At 71.9% G+C, this 18030-nt stretch carries 24 protein-coding genes; 20 read left to right on the forward strand and 4 right to left on the reverse strand.

Annotation, left to right across the window (positions count from 1 at the left end; all coding sequences use genetic code 11):
• Positions 1–1041: 1041 nt before the first annotated feature.
• The 4 genes from dnaB to ACZ7N4_RS36645 form a co-directional block, all read right to left on the reverse strand.
• The gene (gene dnaB / locus ACZ7N4_RS36630; RefSeq protein ID WP_471367778.1) at positions 1042–2451 is read right to left on the reverse strand and encodes a replicative DNA helicase; all 1410 of its coding nucleotides are present in this window, start codon (positions 2449–2451) and stop codon (positions 1042–1044) included.
• Between the two features lie 86 nt (positions 2452–2537).
• Entirely contained in the window at positions 2538–3662 is a 1125-nt protein-coding gene (locus ACZ7N4_RS36635) for a hypothetical protein (RefSeq protein WP_471367780.1), read from the reverse strand.
• Between the two features lie 883 nt (positions 3663–4545).
• A complete protein-coding gene (locus ACZ7N4_RS36640; RefSeq protein ID WP_471367782.1) occupies positions 4546–5097 on the reverse strand; it encodes a GNAT family N-acetyltransferase in 552 nt (183 codons plus the stop codon).
• Positions 5094–5894 carry a GntR family transcriptional regulator gene (locus ACZ7N4_RS36645; RefSeq protein WP_471367784.1) on the reverse strand — a complete coding sequence of 267 codons (801 nt, stop codon included), beginning with the start codon at positions 5892–5894 and terminating at the stop codon, positions 5094–5096. Before ACZ7N4_RS36645 ends, ACZ7N4_RS36640 begins: the two co-directional genes overlap by 4 nt.
• 515 nt (positions 5895–6409) lie before the next feature.
• On the opposite strand from ACZ7N4_RS36645, the gene ACZ7N4_RS36650 reads away from it, so the two are divergent.
• The 20 genes from ACZ7N4_RS36650 (at position 6410) to ACZ7N4_RS36745 (ending at position 18016) form a co-directional block, all read left to right on the forward strand.
• Complete coding sequence (locus ACZ7N4_RS36650) at positions 6410–6709, forward strand: hypothetical protein (protein WP_432158236.1); 300 nt, start codon at positions 6410–6412, stop codon at positions 6707–6709.
• A complete protein-coding gene (locus tag ACZ7N4_RS36655) occupies positions 6709–6876 on the forward strand; it encodes a hypothetical protein (RefSeq protein WP_471367787.1) in 168 nt (55 codons plus the stop codon). Before ACZ7N4_RS36650 ends, ACZ7N4_RS36655 begins: the two co-directional genes overlap by 1 nt.
• Positions 6877–6881: 5 nt before the next feature.
• The gene (locus ACZ7N4_RS36660) at positions 6882–7184 is read left to right on the forward strand and encodes a hypothetical protein (protein ID WP_471367789.1); all 303 of its coding nucleotides are present in this window, start codon (positions 6882–6884) and stop codon (positions 7182–7184) included.
• Positions 7181–7981, forward strand: a complete 801-nt coding sequence (locus ACZ7N4_RS36665; RefSeq protein WP_471367791.1) for a hypothetical protein — start codon at positions 7181–7183, stop codon at positions 7979–7981. The genes ACZ7N4_RS36660 and ACZ7N4_RS36665 overlap by 4 nt, the downstream gene beginning before the upstream one ends.
• On the forward strand, positions 7978–8205 hold the full coding sequence (locus ACZ7N4_RS36670) for a hypothetical protein (protein WP_432158232.1): 228 nt from the start codon (positions 7978–7980) through the stop codon (positions 8203–8205). The genes ACZ7N4_RS36665 and ACZ7N4_RS36670 overlap by 4 nt, the downstream gene beginning before the upstream one ends.
• The gene (locus ACZ7N4_RS36675; protein ID WP_471367793.1) at positions 8202–9665 is read left to right on the forward strand and encodes a hypothetical protein; all 1464 of its coding nucleotides are present in this window, start codon (positions 8202–8204) and stop codon (positions 9663–9665) included. The genes ACZ7N4_RS36670 and ACZ7N4_RS36675 overlap by 4 nt, the downstream gene beginning before the upstream one ends.
• Positions 9662–10081: a hypothetical protein gene (locus tag ACZ7N4_RS36680; protein WP_471367795.1), complete on the forward strand. Its 420-nt coding sequence runs from the start codon at positions 9662–9664 to the stop codon at positions 10079–10081. The genes ACZ7N4_RS36675 and ACZ7N4_RS36680 overlap by 4 nt, the downstream gene beginning before the upstream one ends.
• Before the next feature lie 32 nt (positions 10082–10113).
• The gene (locus ACZ7N4_RS36685) at positions 10114–10458 is read left to right on the forward strand and encodes a hypothetical protein (RefSeq protein WP_471367797.1); all 345 of its coding nucleotides are present in this window, start codon (positions 10114–10116) and stop codon (positions 10456–10458) included.
• Positions 10455–10745, forward strand: a complete 291-nt coding sequence (locus tag ACZ7N4_RS36690) for a hypothetical protein (protein ID WP_471367799.1) — start codon at positions 10455–10457, stop codon at positions 10743–10745. The genes ACZ7N4_RS36685 and ACZ7N4_RS36690 overlap by 4 nt, the downstream gene beginning before the upstream one ends.
• Before the next feature lie 83 nt (positions 10746–10828).
• Positions 10829–13240, forward strand: a complete 2412-nt coding sequence (locus ACZ7N4_RS36695; RefSeq protein WP_471367801.1) for a hypothetical protein — start codon at positions 10829–10831, stop codon at positions 13238–13240.
• Between the two features lie 218 nt (positions 13241–13458).
• Entirely contained in the window at positions 13459–14082 is a 624-nt protein-coding gene (locus tag ACZ7N4_RS36700; protein WP_471367804.1) for a hypothetical protein, read from the forward strand.
• Positions 14082–14753, forward strand: a complete 672-nt coding sequence (locus ACZ7N4_RS36705) for a hypothetical protein (protein ID WP_471367806.1) — start codon at positions 14082–14084, stop codon at positions 14751–14753. Before ACZ7N4_RS36700 ends, ACZ7N4_RS36705 begins: the two co-directional genes overlap by 1 nt.
• Positions 14754–14846: 93 nt before the next feature.
• Positions 14847–15041 (forward strand): hypothetical protein, encoded by a 195-nt coding sequence (locus ACZ7N4_RS36710; protein ID WP_471367808.1) that lies wholly within the window; start codon positions 14847–14849, stop codon positions 15039–15041.
• 26 nt (positions 15042–15067) lie between these two features.
• Positions 15068–15658, forward strand: coding sequence for a DUF6919 domain-containing protein (locus ACZ7N4_RS36715; protein WP_471367810.1), 591 nt, complete (start codon positions 15068–15070; stop codon positions 15656–15658).
• Between the two features lie 90 nt (positions 15659–15748).
• Positions 15749–15943, forward strand: a complete 195-nt coding sequence (locus tag ACZ7N4_RS36720; protein WP_471367812.1) for a hypothetical protein — start codon at positions 15749–15751, stop codon at positions 15941–15943.
• The gene (locus ACZ7N4_RS36725) at positions 15940–16158 is read left to right on the forward strand and encodes a hypothetical protein (RefSeq protein WP_471367814.1); all 219 of its coding nucleotides are present in this window, start codon (positions 15940–15942) and stop codon (positions 16156–16158) included. The genes ACZ7N4_RS36720 and ACZ7N4_RS36725 overlap by 4 nt, the downstream gene beginning before the upstream one ends.
• A 207-nt stretch (positions 16159–16365) precedes the next feature.
• Positions 16366–16881 carry a Pycsar system effector family protein gene (locus ACZ7N4_RS36730; RefSeq protein ID WP_471367816.1) on the forward strand — a complete coding sequence of 172 codons (516 nt, stop codon included), beginning with the start codon at positions 16366–16368 and terminating at the stop codon, positions 16879–16881.
• 46 nt (positions 16882–16927) lie between these two features.
• Entirely contained in the window at positions 16928–17107 is a 180-nt protein-coding gene (locus ACZ7N4_RS36735; RefSeq protein WP_471367818.1) for a hypothetical protein, read from the forward strand.
• A gap of 125 nt (positions 17108–17232) precedes the next feature.
• Positions 17233–17463: a hypothetical protein gene (locus ACZ7N4_RS36740; protein WP_471367820.1), complete on the forward strand. Its 231-nt coding sequence runs from the start codon at positions 17233–17235 to the stop codon at positions 17461–17463.
• Between the two features lie 10 nt (positions 17464–17473).
• A complete protein-coding gene (locus ACZ7N4_RS36745) occupies positions 17474–18016 on the forward strand; it encodes a hypothetical protein (protein WP_471367822.1) in 543 nt (180 codons plus the stop codon).
• Positions 18017–18030: the final 14 nt, after the last annotated feature.

Raw genomic sequence — 18030 nt, forward strand, 5'->3', positions numbered from 1 at the left:
GGGCTTGGAAGGTCGGGCCCGTAGGGCTCCTTTCTATGCCTTGACCTGCACGGACTCCCCCAGGGACGCCCCACAGCGAGGCCCCGTCACCCGAATGGGTGACGGGGCCGAGCCCCCTCCTACCGGGCTATTAACAGGCCCTTGCGGTAGTTACCGGCCGGTGTTGTCGGGCGCATGACCCCTGGTCGCCCGGCTCTCCGTGGTGCCGAGGCCGGGCTCACAACCTTGGCCAGCAGCGCGAGGGGGTCAAGATCGTTTACGCCGGGACGGACCTGAAAGGTGTCCTGACCTGGGGTAGTGGGTGCGGTGCCAGCCGCACCCACTACCCCCGTCCGGGGCCGCAGGGGCCCGTTAATAGCCGGTGCTGTCCGACGGGGGGCGGGAGCGTCTCGAGGGCGAAGTCTGCGGAACCGTGCGATAGGAGCCGGCCCGCAGACCGGGGCCGGGCAGGAGCAGCAGCAAGGAGGCCGGTGTCGTTCCGGCGAAGCCGCCGCCTCTCTCCTCGCCGTTCGTCCGGCGGGCCCCCACGACCACCGTGACCGTGGGGTCGGTGGTGCGGGAGAGAGAAGAACTTATTGGGGGGGCTTATTAGGGGAGCGCGTTTGCGCAGGTCAGCGACGTGGTGGCGATTTTTTTCCGTCCGGTCCGATCGGAAATCCGTCCAGGTGAGTCGGAAAAACGGCCATCGAAACGACCTGCACAGATGCCGCATCGTGCCTGGTCGTTTCGATGGCCGGATTTCCGGCGGGCGCCCCGTCGGCCGGTGCGCCGGCCCCGGACGACGAGACGTGCAGAACCGTGTGCCGGGCCGCCGCGGCCCGGGCCCCGCAGGAGCACCAGGGCGGCCTGGCGGTGCCGGCGGACCGGCTCCGGGAACGACAGCGCCCCCGGCGCGCAGGAGCGCCGGGGGCGGAGCCGGTGTGTGACTACGAGGACCACCGTGCCAGCCGAAGCGGACAGCGTCGCGTCCTCGCCCGGCCGCCGGGCAGCCCGAAGACGTGCCCGGCCGTGCGGTCATGATTTGTGCCGTTCTGTGACGATTTAGGACGAAGTGATCTCAGACGCCATGTCGACGAACCGGCTGTAATGCCCCTGGAAGGCCACCGTGACCGTCGCCGTGGGCCCGTTGCGGTGCTTGGCCACGATCAGGTCGGCCTCGCCCGAGCGGGCCGACTCCTTCTCGTACGCGTCCTCGCGGTGCAGCAGGATCACCATGTCCGCGTCCTGCTCGATCGAGCCGGACTCGCGCAGCTCGCTGATCTGCGGACGCTTGTCGGTGCGCTGCTCCGGGCCGCGGTTGAGCTGCGAGAGCGCGATGATCGGGATCTCCAGCTCCTTGGCCAGCAGCTTCAGGTTGCGGGAGATGTCGGAGACCTCCTGCTGCCGGTTCTCCGCGCGGCGGCCGGCACCGGACTGCATCAGCTGCAGGTAGTCCACGATCAGCAGGTCCAGGCCGCCCTTGGCCTGCTTGATGCGCCGGGCCCGCGAGCGGATCTCGGTCAGCGACAGGTTCGGGGAGTCGTCCACGATCAGCGGGGCGCCCTCGATGGCGGGCGTGCGCTTGGCCATGCGGGTCAGGTCGTCCTCGGTCACCGTCCCGGACCGGATGTGGTGCAGCGCGACCCGGGACTCGGCGCTGTAGAGGCGCTGGGTGATCTCGGAGCGGCCCATCTCCAAGGAGAAGAACGCCGAGGTCAGGCCGTTCTTGATGGAGGCCGCGCGGGCGATGTCCAGGGCGAGCGTCGACTTGCCCATGGCCGGGCGGGCGCCGATGACGATGAGCTGCCCGGGCTGCAGGCCGTTGGTCATCGCGTCCAGGTCGACGAAGCCGGTCGGCACGCCGGTCATCTTGCCGGTGCCCTTGATCCGGGCGTCGAGCTGGTCCCAGAAGTCGGGGACGTCCTCGCGGACGTAGGCGTAGCCGGCGGTCTGCTCGCGGGTCGCCAGAGCGTCGAGGACCTCGGCCTCCACCGCGCTGCGGACGTCGTCGATGTCGCCCTCGCCGGAGTAGGCGACCTGCGCGATCCGGGTGCTGGCCTCGATCAGGCGGCGGCGCACGGCCCGCTCGTGGACGATCTCGGCGTAGTACGACGCGTTCGCCGCCGTCGGCACCGTCTGGACCAGGGTGTGCAGGTAGGAGGCCCCGCCGACCTTGGTGATGTCACCGCGCTTGGTCAGCTCGGCGGCCACCGTGATCGGGTCGACCGGCTCCCCCTTGCCGTACAGGTACAGGATCGCGGCCTGGATCGTCTCGTGCGCGGGACGGTAGTAGTCGCGCTGCTGTAGCGGGGTGTCGAGGACGTCGGCGATGGCGTCCTTGCTCAGCAGCTGGCCGCCGAGCGCCGACTGCTCGGCGTCGATGTCGTTGGGCGGGACGCGGTCGAAGCCGTCCTCCCGGCCCGAGGGGCGGAACTCGTCGTCAGGAGCGGCGTGGGGTGCGACGATGGACATACGGATCTCCTTCGTGGGGTCTTCTGTGGCGGCCGGTTCTTGACGGGAGTGGCCGCCACAGGTGTGTTCGGATCGTGGCGCGGGGGTCATGCGGGCTGGCCGGCGCGCAGCCGGTCCAGCAGGGCGGCACCGTCGACCGGCGCCGGTTCGGAGGCTTCACGCCGCCGGCGGTCACGCTCGTCGGCCGCGCAGCGAAGGCAGTCCTCCGCCTCGAAGGACGGGTGGGCCTGGCACATCTCGACGGCCGGACGGCCCCGCTGCCCGGGCACCGACGGCTGCGGCGCCTCGGGGAAGGTCATCGCGTCCTCCAGGACCTTCCAGGTCGGCTTCATCCGGCCCATCCACTCAGCCACCCGGCACAGGTGCTCGACGTCGGCACCGGCCTCCAGGAGCTCGACGGCCTCGGCGGCGATCAGCGCGGCGCGCTTCGGCAGGAACGGACGCCCGCCGGCCTTCATGCCCTCCGCCCACGCGTCCACCACCGGCTTCGCCGCCGAGGTGTCGCCGGGAACGTCGGTCCCGCCGTCCTCCTGGTCCTTCTTCGGCGCGGCCTTCTTGGGCGCCGTCTTCTTCGGGGCGGCGGCCTTCTTCGCCGGGGCCTTCTTGCCCGCCGGGGCCTGCTTCGCCGGGGTGTCGCCCTTCGGCTCCTCCGGCTCCGGGGCCGGGGCCGGACGGTCGGCGGCCGTCTGCACGACCTGGTCGCCGCGACGGGTGTGCAGCGGAGGCTGCGGCGGGTTCTCCCGCCAGTCCGGCGTGTACGCGTCGAGCTTGTCCCAGACGTTGCGCCAGCCCACGTACGCGTCCGGCGGCAGCTCGTTGACCTGGTACGTGCGGAAGGAGTTCTGGATCCCGCCCTTGCCCGTCGACTTCACCAGGTGCCCGTCCTCCGGGTTCACCACGAGGTTGAGCTCGGCGAGCAGCTTCAGCGCGTCCTTGACCATGGTCGGGCTGCACGGCTTCTTGTTGACGCCCGGCAGGAGGAAGCAGAGCTGGTCCACCGACATCCGGCGCAGACCGCCGCCCTTGCGCCGGACGTTCTCACGGATCATCGAGCGCAGGACCATGTACAGGTGCAGCGCGGTCCGGGTCATGTCCGGCAGCAGCAGCACCCAGTCACGCACCTGGGTGTGCGTCCAGTAGTCGTTGAGGGTGCCGATGAGCTCGAACTCCTCGTCGCCGCCGTCATCCATCAGGTCGGGAGAGTTCGTCATCGGGCCACCGCCTCGGCGGCCGGGGCGGACACGGCGTCGTTCGTAGTCGTCACGCGGCCGTTGTACGCGCCAAAGCGGACACCCCCATCGGGGCAGGTCATCGGGTTATGAGAGCAAGATGTAATCAACACGGCGCCTTCGTACGCGGTCGCGACGGTTACCGTCGCGGGCTCCGCGGAGGCGAGCCGGAGGGGGCGGTGCTGCGGGTGGTGCATGGGGTGCGAACTCTCCCAATCGGGGGTAGAGAGTCGCACGTCGGTGATCATCACCGGGTAACCGGACGGGCCTATCAGCGGTGCTGCGTAGAACTAGGTCTGCCGGTTACTCTGGTCAGTGGTGACCGGGCCCCGAGGGGTCGGGAGCCCGGCGTTACCGCCGACGTACGACTCAGGGTTCTGGAGGCTGGCGAGCCGAGGACTGAGTCAAGTTGTTGAGTTGAGGGCCGCTCCTGTTGGCGCAGGGGCGGCCCTCGGCGTTACGGGGCGCGAGCAGTCATGACGGACATGGTGCGGTCCTTCCGCCGGTTGGGAAAAACGCCGGTGAGCTGGTATGACGCGTGATCGCATCCGAAGATCGTGCCGGACGCCGGTGTGGTGTTGTACCGGGTTTCCGGCGCGAATACTCCACGGTCCCGTTCTCCGGGAGAGAACTTGCGAAGCCGTCCCGCCACACGGGAAGCGCGGGCCGCCACCGGCGTGTCGCCGTGTCCCGCTGGCCCACTGACAGTGGGCACGCGTAGCCTGCTGACCATCGCAGGCACCTCCTCTACAGGTGCTTGATCGCGGCGCCGACCACCACAACCGGCGAGCGCGATCGACAGGCCCCCGCGGGGGCCTGTTTGCGTTTCGCGGGACATCTTCCTCCCTCCGGCGGTCACGCGGGGTCAGCCAGCCGATTCCGGAGTGTCGGCCTCAGCGAGCAAACCGTGGCTCGGGTCCAGTTGCGCCGCGCGCTGGGCCACCCAGCCTGAGACGACGCCAGGCTCCGTGACGGTCCGGAGGTGGCGGAACCCCTGCTGGCGGTAGTAGGCGTGGAGCCGCGGATTGGTCGTCCAGGCATCCAGGCGAAGCCACTGGGCACCTGCGGCCGCAGCTTGATCGCCAGCCCAGTTGAGAATGCGCGTCCCGAGGCCAGTGCCGGCGAACTCTCGGTCGACGGTCAGTTTGTGCACATAGAGGGCCGACTCGGAGCGCTCCTCCGGAGTCCAGAGCCGCGGATCGGCGTCCCGATCCAGCGTGACCGTGGCGCACGCGTCAGCGGCCGGGAACGGCTTGATCATGTAGACCTCGCCCGCACGGATGCTGGCGAGTATGTGCTCAGGCGGGAAGGGGTTCGACCACTGGTCGATGCCCTGTGCAGAGAGCCAGCCTGCAGTGTCGGTGCGGAACTTGAGCAGCCGAGGCAGATCGGCTTCCTCCGCCTGCGCGATGATCACTTCTCGGCTCCCCAGGGGAAGCGAGGCCGGGCCTCATAGTCCTCCGGGTTCTTGATCCGCTCGTAGACGATGACGTTCCGGTCCCCCGGCACGATGTTGATGGTCACCTGCACCGGCTCGTCGCCTTCAGCGAACGTGGTGGCGATGTGCTCGGCGACCGGGGTGCCGGGCCCGAGCTGCAGACGCCGAACCTCTTCCGGCGTGGGCATGCGGATGTAGATCTCGTCCAGGGCAGCCACCAGCTCCTTGCCGAGCTCGGCGAACACCTGATTCGTCCCCCGGGCCACGTCTCCGGGGGTCATCCAGTCGGTGCCCTCGACCAGGGAGAGCCTGGTGTACGAGTCGTTGAGGTCGTACGGCTCTCGGTCCAGGTAGCGCGTGCGCCGGCGGGCGGCAGCCGTCTCGCCCTCAGCGAGGCCCAGGCGATCCCGGACCGCCTTGGGGGGCTGGACGATAGCGACCTCGATGTCCTGGCTGGGCTCCCGCCCGTCCTCCGAGGCGATCAAGTGGGTGTAGATGTCGACCTCCGGCGGCTTGCGCCGGAACTCCTGCTGCGGGCGGTAGACCTTCGGCCGCATCTCCCGCACGAAGTAGCCCTTCGGCCGACGAGGGACGATCAGCCCTTCGTTGACCAGGAGCGACAGGCCCTGACGCACTGTGGACCGCGCGCTCGTCCCGTACTTCTCGCGAAGCTCGGCCTCGGTCGGGAGCTTGCTGCCAGGGGGCAGAGTGCCATCGGCAATCTGCGCGCGGAGGTCATCCGCGATGCGTTGGTAGATCGGTGTCGTCGGCCTCATGAGGTCCATATGTACCCGTCACGATCACCATTGTCCAGTCAATGAGAACCATCGGAACGATGGGCTTGACGTCGCCCACTCTCGGTGCCAACATCATCGCCACGGGCATTGTCCAGTCAATGCGAACGAACCAGACTGTTCGCATTGCAGGGCTATTGCTTGCAGGGCACAGCCATGCCTGAAACGCGCCCCTTCTGAACGTCCAACGGGACCACCGCGCTCGTCGCGGAAGGCCGGGGGAGGGAGCGCCTGCGGCTTTGAGAACTCAACAGCGTGCTTTAGAGGACAGAAAGAACAGCCCTTTTCGCTGGTCAGAAGGCCATGTGGGCCGCCAGCGAGAGGTTTCGTCCAGACAGATTCGGCCCGGCGCATGCCCGTACGGATGTGCCGTGGCCGTGGCCGTCTGGCCGCGCACGACAACCCCCGCCCGAATGGGCGCGGCCCCGGATCAGGTGGTTGCACACCCCCGGGGCCACTTCGGAATCCACCACACCACAGCAGGGAGTGGAACCGCGATGACCAGTATCCCCAACCCCGCCGCCGGCACCCTCGCCGCCGCCCTCAAGCTCCGCGACGACGCCTCGCAGATCCTCGGCATCGACGTCGACCTGGTCCTCGGGCCGCCCGTCGGGATCGAGGGCCGCGCCGCCCGCCAGGCCCGCGAGGACGCCCTCGCCGACATGGTCGCGACGGGCTTCGTCCAGCCCAAGCAGGTCAGCCGCCGCGCCGAGCTCGCCGTCGTCCTCCTGGAGGAGCTCGACGAGCTGGAGTACGCCGCCGGCCTCGTCGACCTCGATCTCGGGGCGGTGGCCTGATGACGGACACCACCCGCCAGCTCCTGGCCGACATCCTGGAGCGCGTCAGCTCGAACCCCGCCGAGTGGTCGGCCCGCGACACGGAGACGATCAGCCGTCTCCGCGCGGCCGCCGAGTGGGAGGAGGCGTCCGAGAAGGTCGTCGCCGCCGCCCGGATCGGAGGGTGACCGCGATGACGCGCGCCGCCCTCGCCTTACGCGACCTGTTCCGCGCCGGCCTCGACCTCACGGGCCGGATGCCGTCGCAGCTGCTGCTGCTCCTGGTGCCGCTGCTCGCGGTGCTGGCCTACGGCTCCGGAACGGTCCTGCTCGACGCGCTGACCGCGCTGGTCACCGCCGTCGCCCAGGTCACCAAGTGCCTGTTCTGGCTCGGCGCGCTCGGCGTGACCGTCCGCCTGGTGCACCGCCTGGTCGCCCAGCACCTCCGCAACGCCCCGCCCGCCGCACCCTCCGAGACCCGGGAGCCCGTCGCATGATCCGGATGATCCGTACCAAGACCCTCCGGGCCCTTCAGGAGGGCGCGGAACTCGCCTCCGTCCTGGAGGCGGACCTCGAACTCGCCGAGAACGCGATCGAGGGCTTCAAGGCCGACGCGGCCGCCGACGCGGGCCTGCGCCAGCAGTTGGTGACCGACCTCGGCGAGGTCCGTACCGAGCTGGTGGCCGCCGAGTCCCGCAACACCGACCTCCACCGCCTGGTCGAGCTGCTGGTCGGCGCGACGAAGTACGCGTTCGACGCCGCCGACGCCCCGACCGAGGTGGTCCTGCATGAGGGCCGGGTGCGCAGTGCCCACCGCGACCGGAAGTCCGCCCAGGCCGCCACCCCGTACCCGGACGGCAACTGGGTGCCCTCGCAGACCCCGGACCCCGACCCGCTGGGCTGGAAGATCCAGACGGCCCCGCTGCCGCCGCTGGCCGCGCCGGGCACCGCGGGCGAGATCGAGGCCCTGATGGAGCGGCTGGAGCGCCCGGCGCTGGAGCAGCTCGACGAGGCCCGCGAGCTGGAGGCCGTCCGGTCCCAGCGCGACACGGCGATCGAGAACACCGAGACCGCCGCGGCCGCGCTGACCGCCGAGTCCCTGGCCTTCGCCTTCCACCGCGCGGCGGTGACCGAGGCGGTCACCGAGATCGCCATGGCGCTGTCCGCCGACGACCCGCGCGCCGCGCTGCGCGAGGTCTCCGGCCTGCTGCTGCGCCACGCCGAGACGTTCGGCATCGACCCCCACGGCTCCGAGACCGGCGCCGACACCAAGAAGAAGGGAGCGGTCGCGTGACCGCGCTGATCATCCGCAAGGGCGTCGGCCGGGACTGGACCGCCGCCGACTACGACTCCTACACCGTGCTCGCCGAGCTCGGCACCCCCCGCCCGGCCCTCCTGGTGAGCAAGGCCCGCCGGGGCCGGCCGCTGCGCCGCGCGATCCGCGCCGCGCTCCGCACGGTGAAGGCCCCGGCCGTCGCCGCCGTCCCGGCCGTCGTGGACAGGGGGCTCGCCCGATGACCGCGGCCCCCGAGGAGAAGCCGGTGTCGTGGGCCGAGCAGTCCGCGAACGCCGAGAAGATCCGCACCGAGGCCGAGCTCGCCCGCGCGCAGGCCGCCGAGGAGCGCCGGCGGCGCGAGCAGCTCGACGCCCCCGAGATCGCCAAGGCCCAGGCCAGGGCGGAGGCCATCGCACGCAAGGCCCGCGAGGACGCCGAGGCCGCCGAGAAGGCACGCGCCGCCGAAGCGGCCGCCGAGCAGGCCGAGGCCGAGCGTGTCGCCGAGGTCAAGCGCCGCGAGGAGCGGGCCGCCAGGGCCGTGAACATCGGCGTCGTCGCCGCCCTGCTCGTCGCCCTCCCCCTGCAGCTCCGGGCGTTCTGGAACCCCGACCGCTGGTGGGAGGTCGTTGTTCCGTTCGTCCTTGAGGGCCTTGCGTGGGTGTTCATCCGGCAGGCCGAGGCCGCGATCACCGCCCGCCGGATGGTGTGGCACTACCTCGCCGGGGTGTTCGCCTGTTCGGCATTCGCCGCGACGGTCAACGTCCTCGACGGGGTCATGCACGCCGAGATCGGCCCGATCTTCGGTGTGGTCGGCGGTGTCTGCTCGCTCGCCGGACCCGGCATCAAGGTCCTGCACGAGTTCGGCGCCCGCGACAAGCAGGCCAAGGCCACCCGCGCCGAGCGCAAGCTCGCCGAGGCCGAGGCCAAGCGGGTCGAGGCCGAGGCCAAGGCCCGCGAGGTCGAGCTCGAACACAAGCGCAAGGTCGAGGCGGAGCGCCGGGAGGAGCAGCGGGCCGCCGCCGAGGCCAAGCAGGCCGCCGAAGCTGCGCGCCTGGAGGAGCAGGACGAGCAGCGCAAGGCCACGTACCCGGAGGTCTGGGAGAGGTACGAGGCGATCCTCGCCGCGAACCCGCTGGGTGCGATCTCCCGTGACCGGGCGTGGACCGACGCGCAGCGTGCCGCCGCCCATCCGGCGGTGTGGGACCGGTACACGATGCTCGTCACGGCGGCCCCGGCGAGCGTGAAGCCGACGGAGCTGTGGCCCGCCGCGTGGCGGTCGGTGTACGCCCTGCCGGTCGGTCAGACCCCCGAGACGCTCCGCGCCGAGCTCGCCGCGCGGGCCGCCGTCGACGAGGTCCTCGCCGAGGCCGACTACTCCTCCGAGAAGGCCGCCGTCGACGACCTGCTGGCCGATCTGTTCGGCGGTGACGACGACGACCCGAGCGGCAGCCGCAAGGGCGGCCGTGGCGGGCCGGGCGGAAGCCCTACAACCCTTGTGGGTAAAGGGCAGGGCGGGCCTCGCAGCGACGACGACAGGCCCCTCGAAGAGGCCGACCTCGACAAGGTGCGCGACCTCGCCGACGAGCTCGGTGATGCCGCCAAGCTGAGTGCGTCGAACGTGCGCAAGCGGGTCGGCTGCCGACCCGCCTACGCGATCCGGCTTCGTGACGCGGTAAAGGCGGAGCGGGGGATCGAATCGTGAGCGAGGCGATCCCCGCAGCCTTAGCCGGAACCGTGTACGAGGCGGCCGTGGAACGCAGCGGCGGGCACTGCGAGTGCCACCTCGACGAGCCCGGGAACTGCGGCCTGGCCGACGGGGACAAGCCCCGCTGGCACAAGACCGGGAAGCGCTGCCACGAGCGGGGCGAGCACCGCGCCCCGCTCCTGGTGGCCCCGGTCGACCCGGAGGTCTCCGACCGGGACGCGATCACCCTCCCCCTCGACGAGGTGATGGTTCTGTGCCGCGGCTGCTACGTCCGCCGCCGCAACAAGGCCACCCGCGAACGCGAGGCCCGCAACCAGGCCGCCCTCCTCGCCGACGAGAACACCCTCTTCCCGTCAGACCTGTTGGGTCCAACAGGTCCAACCCACCCTGAGCAGCAGCGCGACGCGGCCTGAGCCGCCCGCCCGAATCCCGGAAGGGACCGCACATGCCGCGCCTCGTCCGCGCCACCCGCTACGCCGCCGGCCTCGCCGTCGGCCTGGCCCACATGCTGCTCGCGCTGTGGGCCGGAGTCGCCGCCGGCACCTACGCCTGGCAGCACGGCTACACCCTCCCCCTCGACACCAGCTCCTCGGCGGCCTGGAACGGCGCCCTCGCCATCGGCCTCCTGGTCGCGATGGGCGCGCTGCTGTGGCCGCAGCCCTGGATGACCCAGGTGCGCTACCTGGTCCAGGGCCGCCCGCTGGCCCCCTGCCCGACCTGCGGCGCGCTCGGCGAGCCGCCCGCCGCCCACAACGACCTGAACACGACCCCGAAGGAGATCACCCCGTGAGCGCTTCCGCCGCCAAGCCCTCCCGCCGGATGCCCTGGCGTCTCGCGGTGCTCATCCCGGCCGCGACCTACGTCGTCATCTGGCGCGGCGTCCCCGGCATCACCCCGATGCTCGCCTTCAGCTGGCTGACCGCCCTGCTCACCGGCGGCGGCCTGGTCGTCGCCGGGCTCTACGGCCCGCAGATGCTCGCGGCCGCCGGACGCGCCCAGAAGGAGGGCGCCGCCCGCCGCCGGATCAAGGCCGAGAAGGCCGCCGCCAAGGCCAAGGCCAAGGCCAGCAAGAAGTAGCGCGACCGCGGGGCCCGCAGCTTGCCCGGCCCGGGCCCCGCATCCCTCCACCCCCTGAACCTTCGAGAGCGAGGACGCTCAGCATGACGGACATCTCCCCCGAGCCCGCAGCAGGCGGTCCCGGCGACGAGCGGATTCCGGACGACCTCTCCAGCCTGTTCGCCGACGACCCCGAGCGCCGCGCCCGGCTGGAGGAGTCGGCCCGCGACGCGGTACGCGGCACCAGGGCCGGTATGGCGGACGCCACCACCGGCACGCCCCGCGACCTGCCCGTGGCCGCGCCCGAGGCCGGCGGTCTCGTCTTCGACGACGACCAGGACCCGGACGCCCTCCCGGTCCCCCTGCCCCGGTCCGACTCCGACGGCTGGACCTGGAAGGACGCCTTCCCCACCGGCACCTTCGACTCCGCCGCGTGGGCGCACCGCAAGAAGGTGTTCCTGCACAAGCTCGCCTGGCACGCCGGACACACCCACGTCTACGCGTGGCAGATGACCCGGCTCTCCGGGATCGGAGTGGTGGCCGGCGCCCGCGACGCCTGGCACTACTACACCGCCCAGGAGTACGCGGACATGGTCGACACGGCCCGCCGCAAGAACATGGCCCCGGACATGATCGCCGCGCTGCGCGAGGAGCGCCTCGAGACCGCCCGGGGGCGGCGCCGCGAGCCGATGCTGGTCGGCTCGGTCACCGCGGTGTTCACCGTCGTCGCGGCCGCCGTCGCCGTCGCCCAGGTCTACGGCCTGCTCGCCGCCTCCCCGGCCGCGATGCTCACCCTCGGCATCCTGTCCGCCCTGGGCCTGCGCGAACACCACCGCCGCAACCCCGACGCGAGCCTGTCGGCCGCGTTCAACGTGGCGGCCGCCCACACGGCCGGCCACGCCCCGCTCACCGACGACCTGATCAACCGGGTGCTCCGCATCGCGAAGGTGTTCACCAAGGACGAGCACCAGATCACCCTGCTGGAGCCGATCCGCCCGGCCGAGATCAACGGCATCGAGGCCAAGTTCAAGCTGCCCGACGACATCCAGGTCTCCGCGCTCCTGGCGAAGAAGGAGGCCATCGCCGGCGCCCTCGACGTCGAGACGCACTGGCTCGACATCCGGCAGGACGGCTCCCCCACCCGGGTCTCCTTCTGGTACTGCACCTCCGACCCGTTCGGCGAGCCCCGCGTCTCCCCGCTGGTCGCCGAGCCGGAGCGCCAGGACGTGTGGAACCGCGGCATCCTGATCGGGTTCAACCGGCGCGGCCTGCCCGTCTACCTCAAGCTGCGCCACGTCATGGCGCTGCTGGGCGGCATGTCCCGCACCGGCAAGGGCATGTTGCTGCGCAACCTGATCGTCGGCCTGGGCCTGGACCCGCGCATCAACCTGCGTCTGGTCGCCGGGGCCAAGCCCGGCGAGCACCGCGGCTACGCGCCGATCTGCAGCACGTTCTTCGGCCGTCGCCCCGACCGGCTCATCCACCTGCTGGAGGGCTTCCTGCGCGAGGCGTACCGGCGCGAGGCCGTTCTGGAGGACCAGGGCCGCGCGAAGTTCGGCGAGAAGGACCTCGCGGAATTCCCGCTGGAAATCCTCATCATCGACGAGTACAAGCAGTACGCGAATTCGTCGATGCGGATTCCCGACCCGAGCGACGACGAGGGAAAGCGCACCATCAAGGCGTGCGACCGGATCGCTGAACTGCTCGAAGAGATCGCGGCGTTCGCGGCCGCGCTGAACATGACGGTCCTCATCTCCACCCAGGACCCGGACGCCAACACCGTTCCGCGCGGCTACAAGTCGAACACCGGGGCCCGGGCGGCCACCCGCACCGGCGGCGCCGTCCAGACCAACGCGATCCTCAAGGACGGCGCGACCGGCGCGGGCCTGCGCGCCCACGAAATCCCGGAATCCCTCAAGGGCGGCGCCATCGTCGATATTGACGGAGCGCCCGGCGAACTCATCCGGTCCTATTTCATCGAGGACGAGGAATACGACGGTGCCGCCGACCTGATCGCGGCAGGGCTCGAACTGCGTCAGGAACTGGACCGCGCGCCGGGCCAGTTCGTGGACGAGATCGAGAACTACCTGATCGCCGTCACGGGCGCGTCCTCCCTCGCGGGCGGCCCGACCGGATCGGGCAGGCCCGCCCCGGCGGCGCACGCCGGCGGTGTCGGCACCCTCGTGCGGGTCAGCGTCCTGGAGCTGCTGCTCGACGCGTTCGACGCGGACGCCGACCGGATCACGATGGCCGACGTCCGCGCCTACCTCACCGACCACGACCCCGAGAAGTGGGGGCCGCTGGACGGGGAGGCGGACGCCGCCTACACCGCCCGCGTCGGCAAGCTGCTCGTCGCCGACGTCGAGGAGGCGCTGGAGGGCACCGGCGTCGAGCTGGTGGCCAAGTCCGGCATCCGCTTCGGCAAGGGCCCCGACGGGCGCGAGATCAAGGGCTCCGGCCTCTTCCGCAAGGACGTCGAGGCCGCCGTCGAGGCCGCCCGTAATGCCCGCAAATGACCCCCAGGGCGGGACCTAGGGCGCCCGCCATAGGCGCAGGTCACAGCCCATGGCGCTCCCTGTGGCGGCGACCCGGCACCCCCGGGCGCCGCCACAGGGTCCACCCCCCGGCCCGAGGGTCCGCCCTACGCCCTGACCTGCACAGATGCCCGCCGCCCCGGGTGCTGCCACAGGTCCCAAACCACCCCAAAGCGATCACACGAGGAGAGACGCCGATCATGCCGTCCACCGACCGCTTCGCCCCCCTGGCCGCCCGGACCGAAGGAGAAACCGCCGTGACCGAGTCCACCGTCGACCCGACCACCGCCGACCACGTCCGCCAGCTCCTGGCGGAGGCCAAGCTCGTCGAGTCGGCCTTCGAGACCACCCCGGGCCCGGCCGTCGCCCCGGCCACGCCGACCGTGCCGGTCCCGCCGCCCGGCTACACCCTCAAGACCGTCCACCACACCACCCCGGACGGCGGCAGCCGCGTTGAGTACGAGGTCGTCCCCCTCGCCCCGCTCACCCCCGCCGGCACCCCGGCCGGAGCCGGGAAGGAGCCCGGCGCGCGGCGCAGCCTGCCGGACTGGCTCACCGCCAACAGCCGCAAGATCAAGGCCGCCGTCTACCTCGCCGGAGGCGGCGCCGTCGCCGCCGGAGCCGCGATCTACGGTCCCGCCATCGGCGCGGGCATCAGCGCGGCGGCCGCGGGCGTCTGGGCCGCCACCGTGCTCGTCCTGAAGATCGTCGGGGTCGTCTTCGGCGGCCTGCTGGTCCTGCGCGTGCTGTGCGGCGGCAAGAGCAAGAAGCCCCGCACCGGCACGTTCGAGGGCACCCTGTCCGGCACCTGGAAGCAGGACTGATGGCCGCCGGACCCCTGCAGATCGTCTTCAAGGGCCGCCCGTCCTTCGGCGGCCACTGGGTCGACTGCCCCGAGGCGTCGCCCGGCTGGGGCGGCACGAAGGTCATCAAGCTGTACGTCACCCCGGCCGGGGTGGTCGGCAGTTGCGGGCAGACCCACCGCCCGCGCGGCGACGACGGCCGCAAGGCCAAGGCCGCCGAGTGCGTCTTCCAGGTCAACCAGGTGACCAAGGAGGAGCTCCAGGCGCTCGCCGCGCCCGGCAAGACCGGCCGGGTGCGCGGCAAGCTCCCCACCGGCAAGGCGGTCGACGCGCAGATCATCTCCCTGGGAGCCGCCTCGCCGGGAGGCGGAACACAGTCCGGCGGGGGCAAGGCCGCCCAGGCGTTCGGCGCGGCGAAGAACGGCAAGGGCGCCCCCGCCGCGCCCGCCCGGGTGCCGCGCGGCGGGGGCGGCGCGGCCGCCGCGTTCTTCAACGCCATCGCCGCGACCGCGACCGCCGCGGGCACCGTCGCCGGATCGGCCGCCAGCATCGTCGGCTCCGCCGCCGACCTCGGCAAGGAAGGCGTCGGCCTGGCCCGCGACGGCGTCAAGGAGGCCGGCGCGTACGGGGCCCGCAGGCACGAACGCAAGATGGCCAAGGGCGACGACGGAGACAGCGGAGACGACGAGTAACACCAGCTCGAAGCCGGTTGGACCTATTGCTCCTAACAGGCCCAACCGGCTCCCTGATCCACCACCGACCACCCCGACAGGGAAGGGAACGCGATGTACGAGGCAGGCGAAGAGGTCCTGATCGTCAGCTGTGAGGACGACCCCCGCGCGGCCGGCCGCACCGGCCGGATCGTCGACGAGGTCGCGCCCGGGCCGCTCACCGACTTCCGCTGGACCGTCAACGGCATCGGCCTCCTGATCGGCCCGGTGCTGTGCCACGGCCACGAGCTGCAGTCGACGGGGCGGTGACCGCCGTGACGCTCAGGCTCCCGTGGATGAGCCGCGCCGACCGGCGCCGCTGGGCCGCCGCCCGCACGCTCGCCGACCTCGGCGAGCTGATGGCGCTGTGGCTGGAGGGCGAGATCGGCTCCCGCCCCGGCTACCAGCCCCGCTACGGCCCGGACGAGGAGACCGAGCACCTGGTGCCCGTCCTCGCCGCCCTGTGCCGGGCCGGGTACGTCACCACCTGCTCGCAGCCCGGCCTCGCCGGCCCCGGCTACGACGGACGGTGGTGGGAGCAGCGCGCCGCCGTCGAGCTGGTCGTCACCGACCCCGACCTCAAGAGCCGTCTGGTCGAGGCCGCCCGCACCGCCGGGCTGGTCGTCGTCGTCAACGACTACGTGCGCGGCGACGTCCAGGACCGGCGCGTGCCCGTCACGACCCGCGACGGCGAGCGGATGACCTCCTTCGGCGGCCGCATCGGCCGCGCCGACATGGCCATCCAGTGGCCCGGCCTGAACGGCCGCCTCTACCAACAGGTCACCCACGGCACGTACGTGTCGGTCATCGCCCCCGAGTACGGCCCCGCCGGCGAACGCCTCTGGGAGGCCCTGCGGCCTCTCACGAAGACCCCGCAGACCTGTTAGCCCTAACAGGTCCAACCCTCCCCCGCCGTGCCCGCCCCGGCCCGTCCGGCGCGGGCACGGCGGCCGCCCACCGAACCGAAGGAGGCTGCTGTGCAGCTCTCGATCTCCGCCGTCGTGATCCTGGCCATCGTGCTCGTCGTCCTCATCCGGGGAGGCCACCTCAAGTGGCCCGCCGCCCTGGTCGCCGTCCTGTTTGGCTTCTTCCTCGCGGGCACCACCGTGGCGCCCCAGATCCACGACGGCCTCGACGGGTTCACCTCCACCGTCTCGAAGATCAACCCGTGACGCTGCTGGACCGGATACGCCGGCGGAAACCGCCGGGCCACTGGTGCCCCCAGTGCGACGGCGACGACGTGCTGTGGCAGGAGCAGGGCGACGGCGGACGGGTGTGGTGGTGCGCCGACTGCGGCCACGAGTGGGGCCACCCGGCGGCCCGCCCGCTCACCCGACGACCCGTCGCCCGACCGGCCGTCCGCACCGACGCCGACCCCTACGCGTGACCCGCAGCTCCCTCCAGGCCGCCCCCGCATCGGGGGCGGCCTTTCGCATTTCAGGGCCGGTTGACCCTGTTGGGTCCAACAGGTCCACCCTGGCCAGATTGGCAACTAGAAGTTGGCCAACTCTGTATTGACATAGCCAACTCTGAGTTGGCATTCTGTGGGTGTGGGCAGCGGGCCCGCACCGACCGAGACGAAGGAGTCGCCCTGATGGAGCAGCAGCCGCAGACCGCGCCGCAGGCCCCGGGCCTCGACGAGCTGATCAGCCGCCGGGCCGCCGCCGCCGACGCCAGGCTCCTGCAGGCCCGCACCGACGTGGTCGGCGAGATCGCCCGGACCGACAGCAAGGCATCCGCCCTGCTCGCCGCCTTCGGCATCCCGCTGGCCGTGCTGGTCGCCGCCGTCCCCGGCCACGACCTGCCCGTCCCGGCCGCGATCCTCGTCGGCCTCGGCGCGGTCGGCCTGGTCGCCGCGATGCTCGTCGTCCTCCTGGTCGTCCGCCCCCGCCTCGGCGGCAACGTGCGCGGCTCGTACCTGCACTGGGCCACCTGCACGCCGGAGGAGGTCCGCGCCGACCTCGCCGTCGACCGCAGCGCCGAGCGCGTCGTCAAGCTCTCCCAGATCGCCGCCGCGAAGTACCGCGCGCTCAAGACGGCCATCGACATCACCGCCGGCGCCCTGGTCCTCCTGGTCCTCGCGCTGGCCGCCGCCCTCGCCCTGAACTGACCGCCGACCGAACCCGTCCCGACGAACCCCGAGGAGATCCGCAACGATGCTCACTGACCTGATCCGCCGCATCCTCACCCGCCTGACCACCCCGCTGAAGACCGCCACGTACTCGTGCGGCAAGTGCGGGCTCAAGGTGAAGGTCACCGACTACCCCGACCGCGTCAGCCACGTCCTCGACCTGGCCCTCGGCCACAACTGCAAGCCCCAGCCCAAGACCCTCTGACCCCCGGGGCGGGCGGCCACCGGCTACCCACCACGCGCCGCCCGCCCCGGGTCCGCCCGACCCGCTCCAGGTCGGAGCAGGGGGCAGCCACATCGTCCCTCACACCCGAAACGGAGCCCGACACCATGACCCCCACCCGCCCCGACACCCCCCAGGCCACCGCCGCCAAGAAGCGCCTCGACGCTGCGGCCGCCGCCCGGGACAAGGCCATCGAGGCCGCGCACCGCGCCTACTGGAGCGCCGTCGCCGCCGAGATCGACGCGAAGAACCTCACCCAGGTCGCCACCGCCGCGCACCTGGACTTCTCCCGCGAGCACATCCGCAAGCAGATCAAGCGCTACGTCGAAACGAACTGAGGAGGACCCCGTGGCCTGGTACTGGTGGATGATCCTCGGCGCCGCCCTCTTCGGCGCCGCCCGCTGGTGGATCGCCGACGCCGTGCAGTCCTCGACCGCGTGCACCTGGTGCACCCGCGTCTCCGGGCACCGCGTGGCCGGCCACACCGACGGCCAGTGCCAGGCGCCCCGCAGGGACCAGGAGCTGCGCGAGCAGTACGAGAGCGCCCTCAAGCGCCAGAGCGCCCAGCAGGAGCAGGCCCGCGCCCGCCGCGCCGCCACCCGGGCCGAGGAGGCGACCCGCGCGGCCGCCCGCCTCCGCCTCATCAAGGTCGGCACCATCACCACCCGCACCGGCCGGGGCGGCAACGAGATCCACGTCACCGGCTGGGAGTTCGACGCCGCCCACCTCCCCGGCGCCGAAGGCCGGGCCACCAGCACCCCCCGCCGCGCGTACCACCACACCGGTGCTCCCGAGGCCGCCCACGGCTGGACCCTCGACGAGCTCCACGCGATGGCGCACGGCGGATCGTGCCGCTGCGACGTCGTACGCCTGGCCAGGTACGTGCGCTGAATCAACCCGTCCGC

This window comes from Streptomyces sp. NPDC107654 (genome assembly GCF_055639035.1).

Coding starts and splice junctions, on each gene's coding strand:
- dnaB (WP_471367778.1), bottom strand. CDS start 2,451: ATGTCCATCGTCGCACCCCACGCCGCTCCTGACGACGAGTTCCGCCCC.
- ACZ7N4_RS36635 (WP_471367780.1), bottom strand. CDS start 3,662: ATGACGAACTCTCCCGACCTGATGGATGACGGCGGCGACGAGGAGTTC.
- ACZ7N4_RS36645 (WP_471367784.1), bottom strand. CDS start 5,894: ATGAGGCCGACGACACCGATCTACCAACGCATCGCGGATGACCTCCGC.
- ACZ7N4_RS36650 (WP_432158236.1), top strand. CDS start 6,410: ATGACCAGTATCCCCAACCCCGCCGCCGGCACCCTCGCCGCCGCCCTC.
- ACZ7N4_RS36655 (WP_471367787.1), top strand. CDS start 6,709: ATGACGGACACCACCCGCCAGCTCCTGGCCGACATCCTGGAGCGCGTC.
- ACZ7N4_RS36660 (WP_471367789.1), top strand. CDS start 6,882: ATGACGCGCGCCGCCCTCGCCTTACGCGACCTGTTCCGCGCCGGCCTC.
- ACZ7N4_RS36665 (WP_471367791.1), top strand. CDS start 7,181: ATGATCCGGATGATCCGTACCAAGACCCTCCGGGCCCTTCAGGAGGGC.
- ACZ7N4_RS36675 (WP_471367793.1), top strand. CDS start 8,202: ATGACCGCGGCCCCCGAGGAGAAGCCGGTGTCGTGGGCCGAGCAGTCC.
- ACZ7N4_RS36685 (WP_471367797.1), top strand. CDS start 10,114: ATGCCGCGCCTCGTCCGCGCCACCCGCTACGCCGCCGGCCTCGCCGTC.
- ACZ7N4_RS36695 (WP_471367801.1), top strand. CDS start 10,829: ATGACGGACATCTCCCCCGAGCCCGCAGCAGGCGGTCCCGGCGACGAG.
- ACZ7N4_RS36700 (WP_471367804.1), top strand. CDS start 13,459: ATGCCGTCCACCGACCGCTTCGCCCCCCTGGCCGCCCGGACCGAAGGA.
- ACZ7N4_RS36705 (WP_471367806.1), top strand. CDS start 14,082: ATGGCCGCCGGACCCCTGCAGATCGTCTTCAAGGGCCGCCCGTCCTTC.
- ACZ7N4_RS36710 (WP_471367808.1), top strand. CDS start 14,847: ATGTACGAGGCAGGCGAAGAGGTCCTGATCGTCAGCTGTGAGGACGAC.
- ACZ7N4_RS36715 (WP_471367810.1), top strand. CDS start 15,068: ATGAGCCGCGCCGACCGGCGCCGCTGGGCCGCCGCCCGCACGCTCGCC.
- ACZ7N4_RS36730 (WP_471367816.1), top strand. CDS start 16,366: ATGGAGCAGCAGCCGCAGACCGCGCCGCAGGCCCCGGGCCTCGACGAG.
- ACZ7N4_RS36735 (WP_471367818.1), top strand. CDS start 16,928: ATGCTCACTGACCTGATCCGCCGCATCCTCACCCGCCTGACCACCCCG.
- ACZ7N4_RS36740 (WP_471367820.1), top strand. CDS start 17,233: ATGACCCCCACCCGCCCCGACACCCCCCAGGCCACCGCCGCCAAGAAG.